Annotated in this window: 16 protein-coding genes; 9 read left to right on the top strand and 7 right to left on the bottom strand. The window is 72.0% G+C overall.

Features of this window, described 5'->3' with window-relative positions:
• Positions 1–318 precede the first annotated feature (318 nt).
• Entirely contained in the window at positions 319–2,004 is a 1,686-nt protein-coding gene (locus tag ICW24_RS08575) for a ribonuclease J (RefSeq protein ID WP_226345292.1), read from the bottom strand.
• Positions 2,001–2,906: a 4-hydroxy-tetrahydrodipicolinate synthase gene (gene dapA, locus ICW24_RS08570; RefSeq protein WP_226345291.1), complete on the bottom strand. Its 906-nt coding sequence runs from the start codon at positions 2,904–2,906 to the stop codon at positions 2,001–2,003. Before dapA ends, ICW24_RS08575 begins: the two co-directional genes overlap by 4 nt.
• Before the next feature lie 256 nt (positions 2,907–3,162).
• Between dapA and ICW24_RS08565 the strand changes: the two genes are divergently transcribed.
• From ICW24_RS08565 to ICW24_RS08535, 7 genes are all read left to right on the top strand, one after another.
• On the top strand, positions 3,163–3,981 hold the full coding sequence (locus ICW24_RS08565) for a thymidylate synthase (RefSeq protein WP_226345290.1): 819 nt from the start codon (positions 3,163–3,165) through the stop codon (positions 3,979–3,981).
• 90 nt (positions 3,982–4,071) lie between these two features.
• Positions 4,072–4,563, top strand: a complete 492-nt coding sequence (locus ICW24_RS08560) for a dihydrofolate reductase (protein ID WP_226345289.1) — start codon at positions 4,072–4,074, stop codon at positions 4,561–4,563.
• Positions 4,560–5,237, top strand: a complete 678-nt coding sequence (locus tag ICW24_RS08555) for a GNAT family N-acetyltransferase (RefSeq protein WP_226345288.1) — start codon at positions 4,560–4,562, stop codon at positions 5,235–5,237. Before ICW24_RS08560 ends, ICW24_RS08555 begins: the two co-directional genes overlap by 4 nt.
• Positions 5,238–5,288: 51 nt before the next feature.
• Positions 5,289–6,038 carry an AzlC family ABC transporter permease gene (locus ICW24_RS08550; RefSeq protein ID WP_226345287.1) on the top strand — a complete coding sequence of 250 codons (750 nt, stop codon included), beginning with the start codon at positions 5,289–5,291 and terminating at the stop codon, positions 6,036–6,038.
• Positions 6,035–6,349, top strand: a complete 315-nt coding sequence (locus tag ICW24_RS08545; protein ID WP_226345286.1) for an AzlD domain-containing protein — start codon at positions 6,035–6,037, stop codon at positions 6,347–6,349. Before ICW24_RS08550 ends, ICW24_RS08545 begins: the two co-directional genes overlap by 4 nt.
• A 160-nt stretch (positions 6,350–6,509) precedes the next feature.
• Positions 6,510–8,783: a carbon starvation CstA family protein gene (locus tag ICW24_RS08540; protein WP_226345285.1), complete on the top strand. Its 2,274-nt coding sequence runs from the start codon at positions 6,510–6,512 to the stop codon at positions 8,781–8,783.
• Positions 8,780–8,992 carry a YbdD/YjiX family protein gene (locus tag ICW24_RS08535; protein WP_226345284.1) on the top strand — a complete coding sequence of 71 codons (213 nt, stop codon included), beginning with the start codon at positions 8,780–8,782 and terminating at the stop codon, positions 8,990–8,992. Before ICW24_RS08540 ends, ICW24_RS08535 begins: the two co-directional genes overlap by 4 nt.
• 94 nt (positions 8,993–9,086) lie before the next feature.
• On the opposite strand, the gene dapB is transcribed toward ICW24_RS08535, so the two are convergent.
• Positions 9,087–9,821: a 4-hydroxy-tetrahydrodipicolinate reductase gene (gene dapB, locus ICW24_RS08530; protein WP_264176414.1), complete on the bottom strand. Its 735-nt coding sequence runs from the start codon at positions 9,819–9,821 to the stop codon at positions 9,087–9,089.
• A gap of 293 nt (positions 9,822–10,114) precedes the next feature.
• Between dapB and ICW24_RS08525 the strand changes: the two genes are divergently transcribed.
• Positions 10,115–10,507 (top strand): hypothetical protein, encoded by a 393-nt coding sequence (locus ICW24_RS08525; protein WP_226345282.1) that lies wholly within the window; start codon positions 10,115–10,117, stop codon positions 10,505–10,507.
• A 19-nt stretch (positions 10,508–10,526) separates the two neighbouring features.
• On the opposite strand, the gene ICW24_RS08520 is transcribed toward ICW24_RS08525, so the two are convergent.
• From ICW24_RS08520 to rpsO, 4 genes are all read right to left on the bottom strand, one after another.
• On the bottom strand, positions 10,527–10,814 hold the full coding sequence (locus ICW24_RS08520) for a hypothetical protein (protein ID WP_226345281.1): 288 nt from the start codon (positions 10,812–10,814) through the stop codon (positions 10,527–10,529).
• A 14-nt stretch (positions 10,815–10,828) separates the two neighbouring features.
• Positions 10,829–12,535, bottom strand: a complete 1,707-nt coding sequence (locus tag ICW24_RS08515) for a sodium:solute symporter family protein (protein ID WP_226345280.1) — start codon at positions 12,533–12,535, stop codon at positions 10,829–10,831.
• A gap of 189 nt (positions 12,536–12,724) precedes the next feature.
• On the bottom strand, positions 12,725–15,238 hold the full coding sequence (locus ICW24_RS08510; protein WP_226345279.1) for a polyribonucleotide nucleotidyltransferase: 2,514 nt from the start codon (positions 15,236–15,238) through the stop codon (positions 12,725–12,727).
• A 201-nt stretch (positions 15,239–15,439) separates the two neighbouring features.
• Positions 15,440–15,709: a 30S ribosomal protein S15 gene (gene rpsO / locus ICW24_RS08505; protein WP_226345278.1), complete on the bottom strand. Its 270-nt coding sequence runs from the start codon at positions 15,707–15,709 to the stop codon at positions 15,440–15,442.
• 312 nt (positions 15,710–16,021) lie between these two features.
• Here rpsO and ICW24_RS08500 point away from each other — a divergent pair, with 312 nt between their 5' ends.
• Positions 16,022–17,770, top strand: a complete 1,749-nt coding sequence (locus ICW24_RS08500; protein ID WP_226345277.1) for an L-lactate permease — start codon at positions 16,022–16,024, stop codon at positions 17,768–17,770.
• The last annotated feature ends 3 nt before the right edge of the window (positions 17,771–17,773 follow it).

Raw genomic sequence — 17,773 nt, 5'->3', positions numbered from 1 at the left:
ACGTCCGGCGGGTCGTCGCAGGGCGCGAGGACGTCGATTCACGAGGGGCCACCAGCTCACTCTAGGTGAGCAGGGACGCTCGTCCAGGGAGCCCGCCCCCGGCGTGCCCGGCCGGCCCGCCGTACTGCGCTACGTGTTCGTCAGGCCTCGAACCCGACCACCGGCCCTCCTCCACTCCGCTCCGGGCGGAAGCTCGCTGCGCTCGCCCCCACCCTGCGCTACGTGTTCGTCAGGCCTCGAACCCGACCACCGACCCTCCTCCACTCCGCTCCGGGCGGAAGCTCGCTGCGCTCGCCCCCACCCTGCGCTACGTGTTCGTCAGGCCTCGATCACGACGGGGATGATCATCGGACGGCGCCGCAGCTTCCCGCCCACGAACGATCCGACGGTGCGGCGCACCACCTGCTGGAGCTGGTAGGAGTCGGCGCCGCCCTTGCCCGAGGCCTGCTCCACCGCGGCGACGATCTGCGGGGCGACGCCGTCGAGCGCGGCCGCTCCCTCGGCGAAACCACGCGCGAGGATCTCCGGCCCGCTCGACACCTTGCCGGTCGAGGAGTCGACGACGATGACGACGGTGATGAAGCCCTCGTCGCGCAGGATGCGGCGGTCCTTGAGCAGGGACTCGTCGGTCTCGCCCACGGTGGACCCGTCGACGTAGATGTACCCGCACTCCACGGCGCCGACGATGCGGGCGATGCCGTCGACGAGGTCGACGACGACGCCGTCCTCGGCGAGCACGACCCGATCGGGGGCCACGCCGGTCGCCTCGGCCAGGGCGCCGTTGGCGACGAGGTGGCGCCACTCGCCGTGCACGGGCATGACGTTCGTGGGCTTGACGATGTTGTAGCAGTACAGGAGCTCGCCGGCGCTGGCGTGCCCCGACACGTGCACCTTCGCGTTGCCCTTGTGCACGACCGTCGCCCCGAGGCGCATGAGCCCGTTGATGACGCGGTAGACGGCGTTCTCGTTGCCGGGGATGAGCGAGCTCGCGAGGACGACCGTGTCGCCTTCGCCGACGTCGATCTTGTGGTCGCGGTTCGCCATCCGGGACAGCGCGGCCATCGGCTCGCCCTGGGACCCGGTGCACACGAGCACCTGACGATCCTCCGGGTAGTCGTTGAGCTTCTTGATGTCGACGATGACGTCCGGCGGCACGTGCAGGTAGCCGAGCTCCTCGGCGATCCCCATGTTCCGGATCATCGACCGGCCGACGATCGCGACCTTGCGGCCCGTCTGAGCCGCGGCGTCGAGCACCTGCTGCACGCGGTGCACGTGCGAGGAGAAACACGCGACGATGATCCGCCGCCGCGCCTTGGTGAAGACCCGCTCGATGGCCGGGTAGATGTCCTTCTCGGGCGTGGTGAACCCGGGCACCTCGGCGTTCGTCGAGTCGGTGAGGAAGAGGTCGACGCCCTCCTCCCCCAACCGCGCGAAGGCCCGCAGGTCGGTGAGGCGCTTGTCGAGCGGCAGCTGGTCCATCTTGAAGTCGCCGGTGTGCAGGAGCAGTCCGCCCTCGGTGCGCACGGCCACGGCGAGCGCGTCCGGGATCGAGTGGTTGACGGCGACGAACTCGCACTCGAACGGCCCGAACCGCTCGATCTGCCCCTCGGCCACGCCGAGCGTGTACGGCTTGATCCGGTGCTCCTTGAGCTTGGCCTCGATGAGCGCCAGCGTCAGGGTCGAGCCGACCAGGGGGATGTCCCCCTTGAGCTTGAGCAGGTAGGGCACCGCCCCGATGTGGTCCTCGTGGCCGTGCGTGAGCACGATGGCGACGATGTCGTCGAGCCGGTCGGCGACGTAGGAGAAGTCGGGCAGGATCAGGTCGACGCCCGGCTGGTGGTCCTCGGGGAACAGCACCCCGCAGTCGATGACGAGCAGCTTGCCGGCGTGCTCGATGACGGTCATGTTGCGACCCACCTCGCCGAGGCCGCCGAGGGCGACGACGCGGACGCCGCCGTGCGGCAGCGGGGGCGGCAGCGTGAGCTCGGGGTGCGGGTGGCTCACAGCGCGGCCTCCGCCCGCTGCAGTCCGGACGCGGCGAGACCGGCCGCGACGGCGCCCCGCTGCTGCGGCGTGGCCGCGACGAGCGGCGGCCGGACGCCGGCGTGGGTGATGTATCCGAGCTCCGCGAGCGCGGCCTTGACCATGATGGCCCCCTGGGTGATGTTCATGACCGCGTCGACGGCCGGGACGAGTGAACGATGGAGCTCGACGGCGCGGTCGCGGTCGCCGGTCTCGGCGGCCCGCACCAGCTCCTGGTAGCGCGCGGCGGCGACGTGGGTCGTCACGCCGATGACGCCGACCGCGCCCTGGCCGACCTGCGAGAGGGTCGCGCCGTCGTCGCCTGCGTAGTACTGCAGTTCGGTCGCGGCCATGACCCGCGTCGACTCCCACAGGTCGCCCTTGGCGTCCTTGACGGCGACGATGCGCGGGTGCTGCGCCATGGCGATGAGCGTGTCGCTCTCGATGGCGACGCCCGCGCGGCCGGGGATGTCGTAGACGACGACGGGCAGCTCGGTGGCGTCGGCCACGGCGCGGAAGTGCGCGAGGATCCCCGCCTGCGGCGGCTTGTTGTAGTACGGCGTGACGACGAGCAGCGCGGTCGCGCCGGCGGCCTGCGCGGCGCGCGCGAGGTGCAGGGTGTGACGGGTGTCGTTCGTGCCGACCCCGGCCATCACGTGCGCCCGGTCCCCCACCGCGTCGACGACCGTCTCGATGATGCGCGACTTCTCGTCGTCGGTCGTCGTCGCCGACTCACCGGTCGTGCCGTTGACGACGAGACCGTCGGTGCCGTCGTCCACGAGACGCCGGGCGAGGCCGGCGACGGCGACGAGATCGACCTCCCCCTCCGGCGTGAAGGGGGTGACCATCGCGGTGAGCACGCGGCCGAAGCGGGGGGAAGACATGGCACACACCGTACCCGGACCGGCCACCGCGGCGGCCGGACCGGCCACCGGGTGCCCCGGGCGCGGGAGGCGGCCCCGGACGTGAACGAACGCGGCGCTACTCGCTCGGGGGTTCGAGTAGCGCCGCGTTCACGTGGGACATCGCCCCCGACGCCGTTCCGTTACGACCCGGCGCCGACTTTTTTCGGACGGGCCCGGGCTGCGGCGGTCGGCGGGGCTCGGCGGGCGTGGCGCGGGCGGACCGTAGGGTTGGCGCATGCAGCAGTACCACGACCTCCTGCGTCGGATCCTCGACGACGGCGTCGCCCGCGGCGACCGCACCGGGACGGGCACCCTGTCGGTCTTCGGCCACCAGATGCGCTTCGACCTCGAGGCGGGCTTCCCGGCCCTGACGACGAAGAAGCTGCACCTGCGCTCCGTCGTCGGCGAGCTCCTGTGGTTCCTGCGCGGTGACACCAACGTGCGCTGGCTGCAGGAGCGCGGGATCACCATCTGGGACGAGTGGGCCGACGCCGAGGGCGAGCTGGGCCCCGTCTACGGCCACCAGTGGCGGTCGTGGCCCGCCCCGGACGGGCGGCCCATCGACCAGATCGCCGCCGTCGTCGAGTCCATCCGCACGAACCCGACGTCGCGGCGGCACGTGGTCAGCGCGTGGAACCCGGCCGAGGTCGACCAGATGGCGCTGCCCCCGTGTCACACGATGTTCCAGTTCTACGTCGCGCCGCGCCGCGACGACCCGCCCGGCAGCCCGGCCCGCCTGTCGTGCCAGCTCTACCAGCGCAGCGCCGACGTCTTCCTCGGCGTGCCGTTCAACATCGCCTCCTACGCCCTGCTCGTGCACATGGTCGCGCAGGTCACCGGGCTGGGGGTGGGCGACTTCGTGCACACCCTCGGCGACGCCCACCTGTACGCGAACCACCTCGACCAGGCGCGGCTCCAGCTCGAGCGCGAGCCGCGGCCGCTGCCGACCCTGCGCCTCGCCCCGAGGGCGTCGCTGGAGCAGTACGAGATCGACGATGTCGTCCTCGAGGGGTACGACCCGCATCCCTCCATCAAGGCCCCCATCGCCGTCTGACCTCGCCCGACCTCCGCCGGGCTCCGTCCGACTCCGTGCCGGGCGCCCGTCCGGGCACCCGCCCCCCGACCTCCGACCCTGAGGACCATCGTGACGATCGTGCCCCCCGAGAGCCGACTCGTGCTGGTCGCCGCGCTCGCCCGCAACCGCGTCATCGGCGCGGGCGGCGGGATCCCGTGGCACCTGCCGGCCGATCTGCGCCGCTTCAAGGCCCTGACGACGGGCCACCCGATGGTCATGGGACGCGCGACCTTCGACTCCATCGGTCGGCCGCTGCCGGGGCGCCGCTCGATCGTCCTCACGCGCGACCCGGGATGGCGCCGCGAGGGGGTCGAGGTGGTGCCCGACCTCGTGACGGCGCTCGACGTCGCCGGGCCGGGCGAGGTGATGATCGTCGGCGGGGCGCAGCTCTACGCCCAGACCCTGCCGCTGGCCCACCGCCTCGAGCTCACCCACGTCGACGCCGAACCCGACGGGGACACGTGGTTCCCCGTCCTCGGGGACGCGTGGGCGCCGACCGCCCGGGAGGACCACGACGGCTTCTCGTGGGTCACGTACGAGCGCACGCCACCACCGGCATGACCGGCCCGACGGCCCCGACCGGTCCTCCGGAGCCCGGTGACCGGCCCGCGTTGCCGCTCTTCTCCCTCGGCTCGCCCGGCTCCCCCCGTCCCACCGACGTCGCCGGTGGCGCGCCGACCGCCGACGCCTCGGTGAGCCGCGCGACGCCCGGCGACGCCGCGGCGATCGGGATCGTGCAGGACGCCGTCTGGGCGGAGGCGTTCCTCGGCCTCATCCCGTCGGCCGCGCTCGCCGCCGGATCGCCGGCCGCCTTCGCGCAGGCGTGGGAGGCCTCCCTCGCCGCTCCCCCGTCGCCGCGGCACGTCGCGCTCATCGCCCGCGCGGGCGACCGGGTCGTCGGGTTCGCGGCCCTCGCGCCGAACGACGACCCCGACGCCGGCGGCGACGCGCCCACCCACGACCTCCTCGTCCTCGGGGTGCACCCCCGCGACCGGGGAGCCGGGCACGGGTCGCGCCTGCTCAACGCGTGTGTCGACGTCGCCGGTGAACTCGGCGCGTGGCGGGTGAGCGCCTGGGTCCCCCACGCGCTGCGCGGCACGCGGGCGTTCCTGTCCGCGGCGGGCTTCGCGGCGGACGGCGCGAGACGGGATCGCGTCGTCTCCGCCGACGGTGACACCCTGTCCGAGGCCCGGCTCGTCGTCGCGACCCGCCTGGCGCCCGAGCCACCCGCCTGAGCCGCGCACCCCTCGATCACTCCCTGCCCGCCCACCACCGGGAGCACCGCCATGTCTGACACCGACCCCGCACCCGGGGGCCCCGCCCCGACGGCGGCCAACGACCCCCGCGCGGTCGCCGCGACCCGCCGGGCCGCGGTGTCGGTCGGCGTCGCCACCGGCGCGTACGGCGTCAGCTTCGGCGCCCTGGGGGTCGCCTCGGGGCTCGACGTGCTCCAGACGTGCGCGCTCTCGGCGCTCATGTTCACGGGCGGGTCGCAGTTCGCGCTCGTCGGCATCCTCGGTGCGGGTGGGTCGGGGGCCTCGGCGGTCGCCGCGGCGTCCCTGCTCGGGGTGCGCAACGGGTTCTACGGCCTCCAGGTGAGCCGACTGCTCGACGTGCACGGACTTCGGCGCGTCGCGGCCGCGCACCTGACCATCGACGAGTCGACCGCCGTGGCCGTCGGACAGTCGACGACGGGACTCTCGCGGATCGGCTTCTGGTGGACCGGGTTGTCGGTCTTCGTCCTGTGGAACCTCACGACGCTCGGCGGCGCGCTGCTCGGCAACGCGCTCGGTGACCCGCGCACCTACGGGCTCGACGCCGCCGCCGCCGCGGCGTTCTGCGCGCTGCTGTGGCCGCGACTGCGCTCGCGCGAGGCCCTGACCGTGGCCCTGGCGGCCGTCGCCCTCGTCGTCGTCGTCGCCCCGCACGTGCCCGCCGGTGTGCCGATCCTGGTCGCCGCCCTCGCCGCCGTCGTGACAGGCCTCGTGCCGCACGGTCCGCGCCGACCCGGAGGAGCCGGAGGAGGGGCGGCATGAGCACCTGGGCCACGGTCCTGCTCGGATCGCTCGTCGCGTTCGCGTTGAAGTTCCTCGGCTACGTCGTCGCGGAGCGTCACCTCGCGCACCCGAGGGTCGCGCGGGCCACGGGCCTGCTGCCGGTGGCGCTGCTCGCCGGGCTCGTCGCCGTCCAGGCGTTCCTCGCGCCCGACGGCACCCCGGCCCCCGACTCGCGCGCCGCCGCGGTCGCGGTGGCGCTCGTCGCGCTCGCCCTCCGGGCGCCGTTCCTGCTCGTCGTCGTCCTGGGCGCGGCCACCGCCGCGACGCTGCGGGCGTTCGGCTGGCCCTGAGCCGACGATCCGACCGTCCGGACCGGACCGACCGCTGAGCGCCCGCCGGGCGCCGGACGGCGCAGCCCCGGCGTGGCGTGCCACACCGTGGCCGGTCCGTGACCTGGAGCGTCTAGCCTCGCAGCAGCCCAGACCCCTCGAGCCTCCGACAGGAGTCGCCATGTCCGTCGACGCCGACGCGCATCTGATCCGCACGGATCCCGACCGCCCACCCGTCGCGGTCGAGGAACCCCGACGCCCCTCGGGGAAGGCCAAGCTCGTCACGGCCGTCCTCGCCGCCATCGCCGCCCTCGGATGGGCGATGATCGCCGTCGCCCGGGGCGAGCACATCAGCTCCGTCTGGATCGTCCTCGCGGCCGTCGGCACGTACCTGGTCGCCTTCCGCCTGTACGCGAAGTTCATCGAGCGGAAGATCCTGCGCCCCCGTGACACCCGGGCCACGCCGGCCGAGGAGTTCGACAACGGCAAGGACTTCATGCCGACGGACCGGCGGGTCCTGTTCGGGCACCACTTCGCCGCCATCTCGGGCGCGGGTCCGCTCGTCGGCCCGGTCCTCGCGGCGCAGATGGGCTACCTGCCCGGCACGCTATGGATCATCTTCGGCGTGGTCTTCGCCGGCGCCGTGCAGGACTACATGGTCCTGCACCTGTCCATCCGCCGCCGCGGCCGCAGTCTGGCCCAGATGGCGCGCGACGAGCTCGGATTCGTGGGCGGCTGGGCGGCCATCCTCGGCATCCTCTCGATCATGATCATCCTCATCGCCGTCCTCGGCGTCGTGATGATCGGCGCGATGGCCGAGAGCCCCTGGGCCGTCTACTCGATCGCGCTGACCGTCCCGATCGCGCTCTTCATGGGCGTATACCTGCGTTTCCTGCGGCCGGGCAAGATCTCCGAGGTGTCGATCATCGGCGTCGCGCTCCTCCTGTTCGCCATCGTCAGCGGTCGATGGGTCTCGGAGTCCGACTGGGGCGCGGCGATGTTCACGCTCGACAAGCCGACCCTCGCGCTGTGGCTGGCGGCCTACGGCTTCGCCGCCTCGGTCCTGCCCGTATGGCTCCTGCTCGCCCCGCGCGACTATCTGTCGACGTTCATGAAGGTCGGCACGATCATCGTGCTCGCGCTCGGCATCCTCGTCGTGCGCCCCGAGCTGCAGATGCCGGCCCTGACCCAGTTCGGGCGCGACGGCACCGGCCCGGCGTTCGCCGGCCAGCTCTTCCCGTTCCTCTTCATCACGATCGCGTGCGGCGCCATCTCCGGCTTCCACGCCCTCATCAGCTCCGGCACGACGCCCAAGCTCATCGAGAAGGAACGTCAGGCCCGCCTCATCGGCTACGGCGGCATGCTCACCGAGTCGTTCGTCGCGATCATGGCGCTCGTCACCGCGACGATCATCGACCAGCACGTCTACTTCGCGATGAACGCGCCCGCGGGCGTCACCGGTGGCACGCCGGCGTCGGCGGCCCAGTACACGAACGGCCTCGGCCTCGTGGGCACGGGCGGCACGCCCCTGCCCCCCGTCGACCCGAGCGTCTACTCGACCGCGGCGGCCGAGGTGGGCGAGAAGACGATCATCTCCCGCACCGGCGGCGCCCCGACCCTCGCGTTCGGGATGTCCGAGGTCATGCACCGGGTGCCGCTGCTGAGCATCCTCGACAAGGCGTTCTGGTACCACTTCGCGGTCCTCTTCGAGGCCCTGTTCATCCTCACGACCATCGACGCCGGCACCCGTGTGGCCCGGTTCATGTTCTCGGACGCCATCGGCAACATCCCCGGCCTCACGCGGTTCAAGGACCCGAGCTGGCGCGTCGGCGCCTGGCTGTGCTCGGCGCTCGTCGTCGTCGGCTGGGGCTCGATCCTCTACATGGGCGTGACCGACCCGCTGGGCGGCATCAACATGCTCTTCCCGCTGTTCGGCATCGCCAACCAGCTCCTCGCGTGCATCGCGTTGTGCGTGGTCTTCGCCGTGGTCGTCAAGCAGGGCCTCCTGCGGTGGGCCTGGATCCCGGGCGTTCCGCTCGTGCTGCTGCTCACGGTCACGATGACCGCCTCGTGGCAGAAGATCTTCTCCGCCGACCCCAAGCTCGGCTACTGGACGCTGCACACGAAGGCGCAGGAGGCGCTCGCGGCCGGCAAGACGACGTTCTCGACGGCGAAGAACCCCGCCGAGATCGAGGCCGTCATCCGCAACACGGCGGTTCAGGGCACGCTCTCGATTGTCTTCGCGGCGCTCGTGCTCCTCGTGTTCCTCGCCACGCTGGCCGTCGTCGTGCGGGCGATCCGCGCCGGTGGGCTGCCCACCTCGGAGGAGCCCGACGTCCCCTCGCACATCTTCGCGCCGGCGGGCTTCGTGCCCACCCCGGTCGAGAAAGAGGCGCTCGTCGAGTGGCGTTCCGCAGGGCTCGACCCCGTGCCGGCCGGACGGACGCACGGATGACCTCGGGCGCCGCGATGCTGGGTCGGGCCCGCCGGGTCGCGTCCTCCCTGCGCTGGTACGTGCGGGGGGTCGTGGGCGAGGACGCCTACGACCGCTACGTCGCCCACCTGCGCGCCACCCACCCCGACGCACCGATCCCCACCGAACGCGAGTTCTGGCGGGAGAAGTACGCCGAGCAGGAGCGCAACCCCAAGACGCGCTGCTGCTGAGCCGACGTTGACGCCGGCCGGTCCGCACCTGGTGCGGACCGGCCGGCGTCGTCGCGCCCGCGCATCGGGCGCGGGAGCCGCCGGGAGACTCGGCTCAGATCCCCAGGACGTGCTCCAGGCCGACGGTGAGGCCGGGGCGGTCCGTCACCGCGCGGACGCCGGCGAGCACGCCCGGCATGAAGCTCTCCCGGTCGTAGGAGTCGTGCCGGATCGTCAGCCCCTCGCCCGGCGCCCCGAAGAGGACCTCCTGGTGCGCGACGAGACCGCGCTGCCGCACGGCGTGCACGTGGACGCCGTCCACGACCGCGCCGCGGGCGCCGCCCGGATCGGTGCGCGTCGCGTCGGGCACCGACCCGAGACCGGCCTCGCGGCGCGCCTCGCCGACCAGGGCGGCCGTGCGCGACGCCGTGCCGGAGGGGGCGTCGACCTTGTCCGGGTGATGCAGCTCGACGATCTCGACGGACTCGTAGAACCGCGCGGCCTGCCGGGCGAAGCTCATCATGAGCAGGGCCCCGACGGCGAAGTTGGGGGCGATGACGACACCGACGCCGGGGTGCTCCTCCAGGAGCCCGCGCAGGTCGGCGAGCCGCTCGTCGTCCCAGCCGGTGGTCCCGACGACCGCGTGCACCCCCCGCTCGACGCAGTGCCGCACGTGGCCGGGGGCGGCGTCCGGCACCGACAGTTCGACCGCGACGTCCGCGTCGCCGAGGTCGCCCAGCTCGTCGCCGCGGCGGATCGCCGCCACGAGCTCGAGATCGTCGGCTGCCTCGACGGCCGCGCAGGCCGCCGAGCCCATACGCCCTCCGGCACCGATGACGGCCACCCGCAGCGGAGCTCGCGAGGCCTGATCGGAGGAGGACCACGTGCTCGCGTCGGCGCCGGGAGTGGGAGCGGGCGCGGGCGGCGCCGGGTCGAGCGTGGCGGAGGAGGTGCTGGAGTCGGTCACGCCACCACTCTAGGGAGTCGCCCAGTGACCGCCCGGGGCACCGACGCGGCGTCGTCGCCCTCGCCCCGGACCGATCGTCGGGGAACCCGCCGCGGGGGTTCGATCGTCGTCGAGGTGTCACGGTTCGGGGCGACGCGGCCGGCGTCGCCCGTCGGGACGCACCCACGGAGGCGATGATGGACGAGTCCGCGACCCGCGGCGAACCCACCCCGCTGCGGCGGTTCCGCCGCGAACTCGGCCCCCTCTGGCCGGCCCTGCGGCCGCTGTGTCTGGACCTCGACCAGGTCGACGTCCAGAGCCTCCTCGAGGACTACCAGGTGGCACGGAGGCGCAGCGTCGCGGGCGCCGACGGCACGGGTGACCTCGAGGCTCTCCTGCTCGGCTGGGCCCACTACGGTCCCGGCGAGCGCGCGGTCCTCGCCGGCGCGGTCCGCTACCTCGCGACCGATCGTCCCGAGGCCTCACCCCCGACGGACACCGCCGCTCCCCTCGCCTCCGACGGGGCCGGACGCGACGGCGGCCCCGACGCGATTGTCGGGGCCGCCGTCCGGGCCCTGTTGCGGCGCTGAGGCCGCCCGTGGTCGGGGCTCAGTGGTGAGCGGGCCGGCCGTCGTCGTGGGGGATCTCGTCGGGGATGACGATGGGACGCAGCCTCGCCCAGGCCATGAAGCCCGCCCCGACGAGCAGGAGCGCGAGCCCGGTCCACAGGTTGGCGTTGACGCCGCCGGTCTTGTCCTCCGCACCTCCCCCGAGGAACGAGTACAGCGTGAGGATGATGCCGTAGAGGCCGAGGAGCATGCCGATGAAGTTGCGGACGTCGAAGGCGCCGGCCGTGTGTCGCCGGCCGGTCTTCGTCCCGGGTGCGGTGGAGGACATGTGGGGTCGGCTCCTTAGAGGATGAAGTTGAGGGCGAGGACGAGAACGCCCGCGGCGATGGCGAGCGGGATCGTGCGCTGGTACACGGGCAGGGCGGCCTCGTGCGGGTCGACGAGGTCCTCCTTGGGCGTCTCGGAGTAGACGAGGCCCTTGAGCTGCTCCCGCGGCTTCGGCTTGGTCACCATGGTCACGGCGACCGACAACACGATGTCGACGACGAACGCGACCGAGGCGCACAGGAACGCGAGGCCCTGGCCGGGCAGCTCGAACACGCCGAAGATCTCGGGGTTGCCCAGCGTCCACAGGAAGATGGCCGAGAGCGTGCCGGCGACGAGGCCGACCCAGCCCGCGGTGGCCGTCATGCGGCGCCAGAACATGCCGAGGATGAACGTGGCGAACAGCGGGGCGTTGAAGAACCCGAACAGCGTCTGCAGGTAATCCATGATGTTGGAGAAGCTGCTCGCGATGAGGGCCGTGAAGATCGCGATGACCGTGGCGACGACCGTGGCCAGGCGGCCGGTGCGCAGGTAGTAGTCGTCGTCCTTGTCCTTGACGACGTACGTCTGCCACAGGTCGTAGCTGAAGACGGTGTTGAACGCGGAGATGTTCGCGGCCATACCGGCCATGAACGCGGCGAGCAGACCCGCGATCGCGAGACCGAGCAGACCGTTCGGCAGCACGTCACGCATGAGCAGCAGCAGCGAGTCGTTGTACGTCGCCCCGGTGTTCTGCCCGGCCTTGAGCCCGGAGATCTCGTGCACGAGCACGGCGGCGATCATGCCGGGGATGATGACGATGAACGGAACGAACATCTTCGGGAAGGCGCCGATGATCGGCGTCTTGCGGGCCGACGAGATCGAGTTGCTCGCCATGGCCCGCTGGACCTCGACGAAGTTCGTCGTCCAGTAGCCGAACGACAGGACGAACCCGAGACCGAAGACGATGCCGACCACCGACAGGACCGGGTTGTCGAAGCCCGACAGGCCCTGGCCCGGCCAGGAGTGCAGTTCGGCGTCGGAACCCCCCGCCGCGGCCGTGACGCGCTCGGTGAGACCGCTCCACCCGCCGACCCGGTTGAGGCCGATGAGGGTGAGCGGCAGCAGCGCCGCGACGATGACGAAGAACTGCAGCACCTCGTTGTAGATCGCCGCCGAGAGGCCGCCGAGCGTGATGTAGGAGAGCACGATCGCCGCCGCCACGATGAGCGAGACCCACTGGGGCCACCCGAGGAGGGCCTCGACGATGGAGGCGAGCAGGTAGAGGTTGACGCCCGCGATGAGGAGCTGGGCCACGGCGAAGCTGATGGCGTTGACCAGGTGGGCCCCGGGCCCGAACCGGCGGAGCATGAACTCGGGGACCGAGCGCACCTTGCTGCCGTAGTAGAAGGGCATCATGACGACCCCGAGGAAGAGCATGGCCGGGATCGCGCCGACCCAGAAGTAGTGGAAGGTCGGCAGACCGATCTCGGCGCCCGTCGCCGACATACCCATGATCTCGACCGCGCCGAGGTTCGCGGAGATGAACGCGAGCCCGGTCACCCAGGCCGGCAGGGAACGGCCGGAGAGGAAGAAGTCGATCGAGTCCGAGACCTGCCGACGGGCGGCGATGCCGATGCCGAGCACGAAGGCGAAGTAGATCCCGACGATGAGGAAATCGATCCAGTTCGCCTCGATGAGGGTGGCCTGCGCCGGGACGAGCGATGGATGGGTGAGGGCGTTCATGGGTTCTCCGAGACGTCATCGGCCGATGGAAGTGGCGGGGGCGCCGAGCGCACCCTACGCCCGAATTCGCATGTCCCGTCACCAGGGGGTCGCCCGCGGTCCACCTGTGTCCGAACGGTGACCTGAGCGACGGCGACGGCCCGCCCCTCGCAGGGGACGGGCCGTCGCGGTGGTCAGAGCCGGTGCGGCTCAGGCCTCCTCGGAGGAGGACGCCGCAGCGGCCTCGGGCTCCGTGGCGTCGACGAGCGCGTCGGCCTCGGGCGTGCTCTCGCCTGCCTCGACGTTGCCGCCCCCGTTGCCGCGACCGCCTCGGCGGCGACGGCTCCGGTTGCGGCCCGAGCGCTCCTCACCCGAGTCGTCCGTGGGCTCCGACCGGTCGTGCTCGGCCTGGGCGGGCGCCGACGCCGGCGCGTCCTGCGCCGGTGCGGCCTGCGCCGGCTCGGCGGCCGGGGCGGGAGCCGAGGCGTCGTCGGCGGCCTGCTGCTGCTCGTCCGACAGGACGGCGGCGAGGCTCAGCTTGCCGCGCGGGTCGATCTCTTTGAGCTCGACCTGCACCTTCTGGCCGACCTTGACGACGTCGTCGACGGAGTCGATGCGCTTGCCGCCGACGAGCTTTCGCACCTCGGAGATGTGCAGCAGGCCGTCCTTGCCGGGCAGCAGCGACACGAACGCACCGAACGTCGTCGTCTTGACGACGGTGCCGAGGAAGCGCTCTCCGACCTCCGGCATCGTCGGGTTGGCGATGGCGTTGATCTGCGCGCGGGCGGCCTCGGCCGAGGGGCCGTCGGTCGCGCCGATGTAGACCGTGCCGTCGTCCTCGATGGAGATGTCGGCGCCGGTCTCCTCCTGGATCTGGTTGATCATCTTGCCCTTCGGGCCGATGACCTCACCGATCTTGTCGACCGGGACCTGCACGCTGATGACGCGAGGAGCGTAGGGGCTCATCTCGTCGGGCGCGTCGATGGCCTCGGTCATGACGTCGAGGATGTGCAGGCGCGCGTCGCGGGCCTGGGTCAGCGCGCCGGCGAGCACCGAGGCGGGGATGCCGTCGAGCTTCGTGTCGAGCTGGATGGCCGTGACGAACTCGCGCGTGCCGGCGACCTTGAAGTCCATGTCGCCGAAGGCGTCCTCGGCCCCGAGGATGTCGGTCAGCGCGGCGTACTGCGTCTGGCCGTCGATCTCGGCGGAGACGAGGCCCATCGCGATGCCCGCGACCGGGGCGCGCAGCGGCACACCGGCGTTGAGCAGCGACAGCGTCGAGGCGCAGACCGAGCCCATCGAGGTGGAGCCGTTGGAGCCGAGGGCCTCGGACACCTGACGGATCGCGTAGGGGAACTCCTCGCGCGTCGGCAGGACGGGCATGAGCGCCCGCTCCGCCAGGGCCCCGTGGCCGATCTCGCGGCGCTTGGGGCTGCCCACGCGGCCGGTCTCACCGGTCGAGTAGGGCGGGAAGTTGTAGTTGTGCATGTACCGCTTGCGCGTCACGGGCGAGAGGGTGTCGAGCTGCTGCTCCATGCGGAGCATGTTGAGCGTCGTGACCCCCATGATCTGGGTCTCGCCGCGCTCGAAGATCGCCGAGCCGTGCACGCGCGGCAGGACCTCGACCTCAGCGCCGAGGGCGCGGATGTCGGCGAGGCCACGGCCGTCGATGCGGACCTTGTCGGTGAGGATGCGCTCGCGCACGAGCTGCTTCTGCAGCGAGCGGTAGGCCGCCGAGATCTCCTTCTCGCGGCCGTGGAACGCGCCCGGGTGCTCGGCGCTGCCGCACAGGTCGGCCTTGAGCCGGTCCTTGAGCTCGTCGGTCGCGTTCTCGCGGTCCTGCTTGGCCGCGATGGCGAGCACGCTGCGGAGCTGCTCGGTGGCGGCCTTCTCGACCGCGGCGTAGGCGTCGTCCTCGTAGTCGAGGAAGACCGGGAAGTCCTGGACGGGCTTGGCGGCCTGCTCGGCGAGGTCGGACTGCGCCTTGCACAGCGTGGCGATGAACGGCTTGCTCGCCTCGAGGCCCTCGGCGACGACCTCCTCGGTCGGCGCCTGCTTGCCCTCGGTCTTGACGAGGTTCCACGTCGACTCGGTGGACTCCGCCTCGACCATCATGATCGCGACGTCCTGTTCGCCGTCGGCGCCGGTGATGACGCGGCCGGCGACGACCATGTCGAACGTCGAGCGCTCGACGTCGGAGAAGTTCGGGAACGCGACCCACTGGCCGTCGATCAGAGAGACGCGGACGGCGCCGATCGGGCCGGAGAACGGCAGACCCGAGATCTGCGTCGACGCGGACGCCGCGTTGATGGCGACCACGTCGTACTGGTGGTCGGGGTTGAGCGACAGCACCGTGATGACGACCTGGACCTCGTTGCGCAGACCCTTCTTGAAGGTCGGGCGCAGCGGCCGGTCGATGAGGCGACACGTGAGGATGGCGTCCGTGCCCGGACGGCCCTCGCGGCGGAAGAAGCTGCCGGGGATCTTGCCCGCGGCGTACATGCGCTCCTCGACGTCCACCGTCAGCGGGAAGAAGTCGAACTGGTCCTTGGGCGTCTTGCCGGCGGCCGTGGTCGACAGCAGGCAGGTGTCCTCGTCGAGGTACGCGGTGACGGCGCCGGCGGCCTGCTTGGCCAGCCGTCCCGTCTCAAAGCGCACCGTGCGGGTGCCGAAGCGGCCGTTGTCGACGACGGCTTCGGCGAACGTGATCTCTGGACCCTCCATGGGTCCTCCTTTTCTCTCAGCGCAGCACGCGCATCGTCGTTGTGCGCGCCCTGTCCTTCTGTGCGGGTGACCCGGTCCATCGCGCCCCGGGAGGGAGGCGGCGGCGCCGTGGCGACCCCGTGCCACACCGCGTGGGCGTGGACATCTCGATCATGCGACAAGGGCGGCCCCCGGTCCGGGAGCCGCCCTTGGGCAGGAAACCTATCGGCGCAGGCCGAGTCGCTTGATCAGCGAACGGTAGCGCTCGATGTCGACCGACTCGAGGTAGCGCAGCATGCGCTTGCGGCGGCCGACGAGCAGCAGCAGACCACGACGGCTGTGGTGGTCGTGCTTGTGCGTGCGGGAGTGCTCGGTGAGGTCGCGGATGCGCTGCGTGAGCATCGCGATCTGCACCTCGGGCGAGCCGGTGTCGCCGTCGACCGTGGCGTACTCGGTCATGATCTTCTTCTTGGTCTCGGTGTCCAGCGGCACTGGCGAACCCTCTCGAACTCGTTGCGCGGTGCACGGGGGCGACTCCACCCGGCGCTCTGTCTCCGCGGCCGATCTACGGCGATTGGCCAGGTTACCAGCGCCGGTTCGAGCGCCATAATCGGCGTCCCCGATCAAGGAGACCCGCGCCTGACGCCCGCGGGCGCCGGGCGACATGAGCGCCGCCGTATCGCTCCGGCGCGGTCCGCGGGCGGCTATGCTGGAGCCACGACCGGGTGCCGTCGGTGACCGGCCGGGCTCGGACCCGGCCGACCGTCGGCGGTGCCCACCCCTTTCGAGCCCGGAGAAGTGCTCATGCCGACCGCCTACCAGCCCGTCGTCGATCCGCTGGGGCCCGTCTGGGCCTCGGCCCTGGTCGCGCTCCTCCCCCTCGTGACGATCTTCGTCACCCTCGGCGTCCTACGTTGGAAGGCCCACCTGGCGGGTCTGGCCGCGCTCGCCGTCGCGGCCGTCGTCGCCGTGGCCGTCTACGGCATGCCGATCGGCCTTACCCTGCTCGCCGCGACCGAGGGCGCCGTCTTCGGCCTCTTCCCCATCGTCTGGATCGTCTTCACCGCGATCGTCCTGTACCAGGTGACGGTGCGGTCGGGCCGGTTCGAAGACCTGCGGGGGGTGTTCGCGCTCATCAGCGACGACCCCCGCGTCCAGGCGATGCTCATCGCGTTCTGCTTCGGCGGTCTGCTCGAGGCGCTCGCCGGGTTCGGGGCCCCGGTCGCCATCACCGGCGTCATGCTCATGGCCATCGGCTTCTCGGCGCTGCGGGCGGCGACGATCGTCCTGCTCGCCAACACCGCTCCGGTCGCGTTCGGCGCCATCGCGATCCCCATCATCACGGCCGGCAACCTCACGAAGATCCCGTACACGGAGATCGGGGCCTACGTCGGGCACCAGACGCCGCTGCTCGCGTGGATCGTCCCGCTCTTCCTCGTCTTCCTCGCCGACGGGCGCCGCGGAGTCCGGCAGACGTGGCCCGTCGCGCTCGTCACCGGCGTCACCTTCGCGCTCGCGCAGTGGGTGTGCGCCACGTGGGTGTCGGTGGAGCTCACCGACATCGTCGCGTCCCTCGTCGGCCTCGCCGCCGCCGTCGTGCTGCTGCGCGTCTGGAAGCCCGTGGGCCGGGACGAGGTCACCGAGTCCCTGCGCGAGGACCGGATGCGCGAGGCCGAGCTCGTCCGGGCAGGCGGCGGCACGGCGCCGCACGACGCCGTTGACACCGGCGACGGCGCCGTGGCCGACGGCGCGGCGGCCGGAGCGGACGGTTCGGGTGGGCCGGGGCCGGGTCGCGGCCCGTTGTCCACGGCCCGCATCTGGATGGCCCTGTTCCCGTACCTGCTCGTCATCGTCGTGTTCTCGCTGAGCAAGCTCGCGCCCCCGGTCAAGGCCGCGCTCGCGGCGACCGACGTGAAGATCCCGTGGCCCGGCCTCGACGGGAACGTGCTCACGGTGGCCGGCACGCCCAACTCCTCGACGGTGTACACGTTCCAGTGGCTCTCCAGTCCCGGCACGATGCTCCTGCTGTGCACGTTCGTGGTCGCGCTCGTCTACGGGGTGTCCGTGCGGGGGGTGCTCGCGGAGATCGCGGGGACCGCCCACAAGCTGCGCTACTCGATGCTGACGATCGCCTCGGTGCTCGCCCTCGCCTACGTCATGAACCTGTCGGGCCAGACGATCACCATCGGCACGTGGATCGCGGGGACCGGCGCGGCGTTCGCGTTCTTCTCGCCCATCCTCGGCTGGCTCGGGACCGCCGTGACCGGGTCGGACACGAGCGCGAACGCGCTCTTCGCGACCCTCCAGCAGACGGCCGGTCAGCAGGCCGGCATCGACCCGACGCTGCTCGTGGCCGCAAACACCTCCGGCGGAGTGGTCGGCAAGATGGTCAGCCCGCAGAACCTCACCATCGCCGCGACGGCGGTGGGGCTGCTGGGGCGGGAGTCGGACATCCTTCGTAAGGTCATCTGGTGGAGCCTCGCGCTGCTGGCCGGGATGTGCCTGCTCGTCGGGCTGCAGTCCACTCCCGTCCTGTCGTGGATGCTCCCGTGACGC

This window comes from Agilicoccus flavus (assembly GCF_014857905.1).
In the GTDB taxonomy this organism is placed as follows: Bacteria; Actinomycetota; Actinomycetes; order Actinomycetales; family Dermatophilaceae; genus Agilicoccus; species Agilicoccus flavus.
Note: the sequence above shows the minus strand (reverse complement) of the source record. Positions and strands in the feature narration are given on the sequence as shown.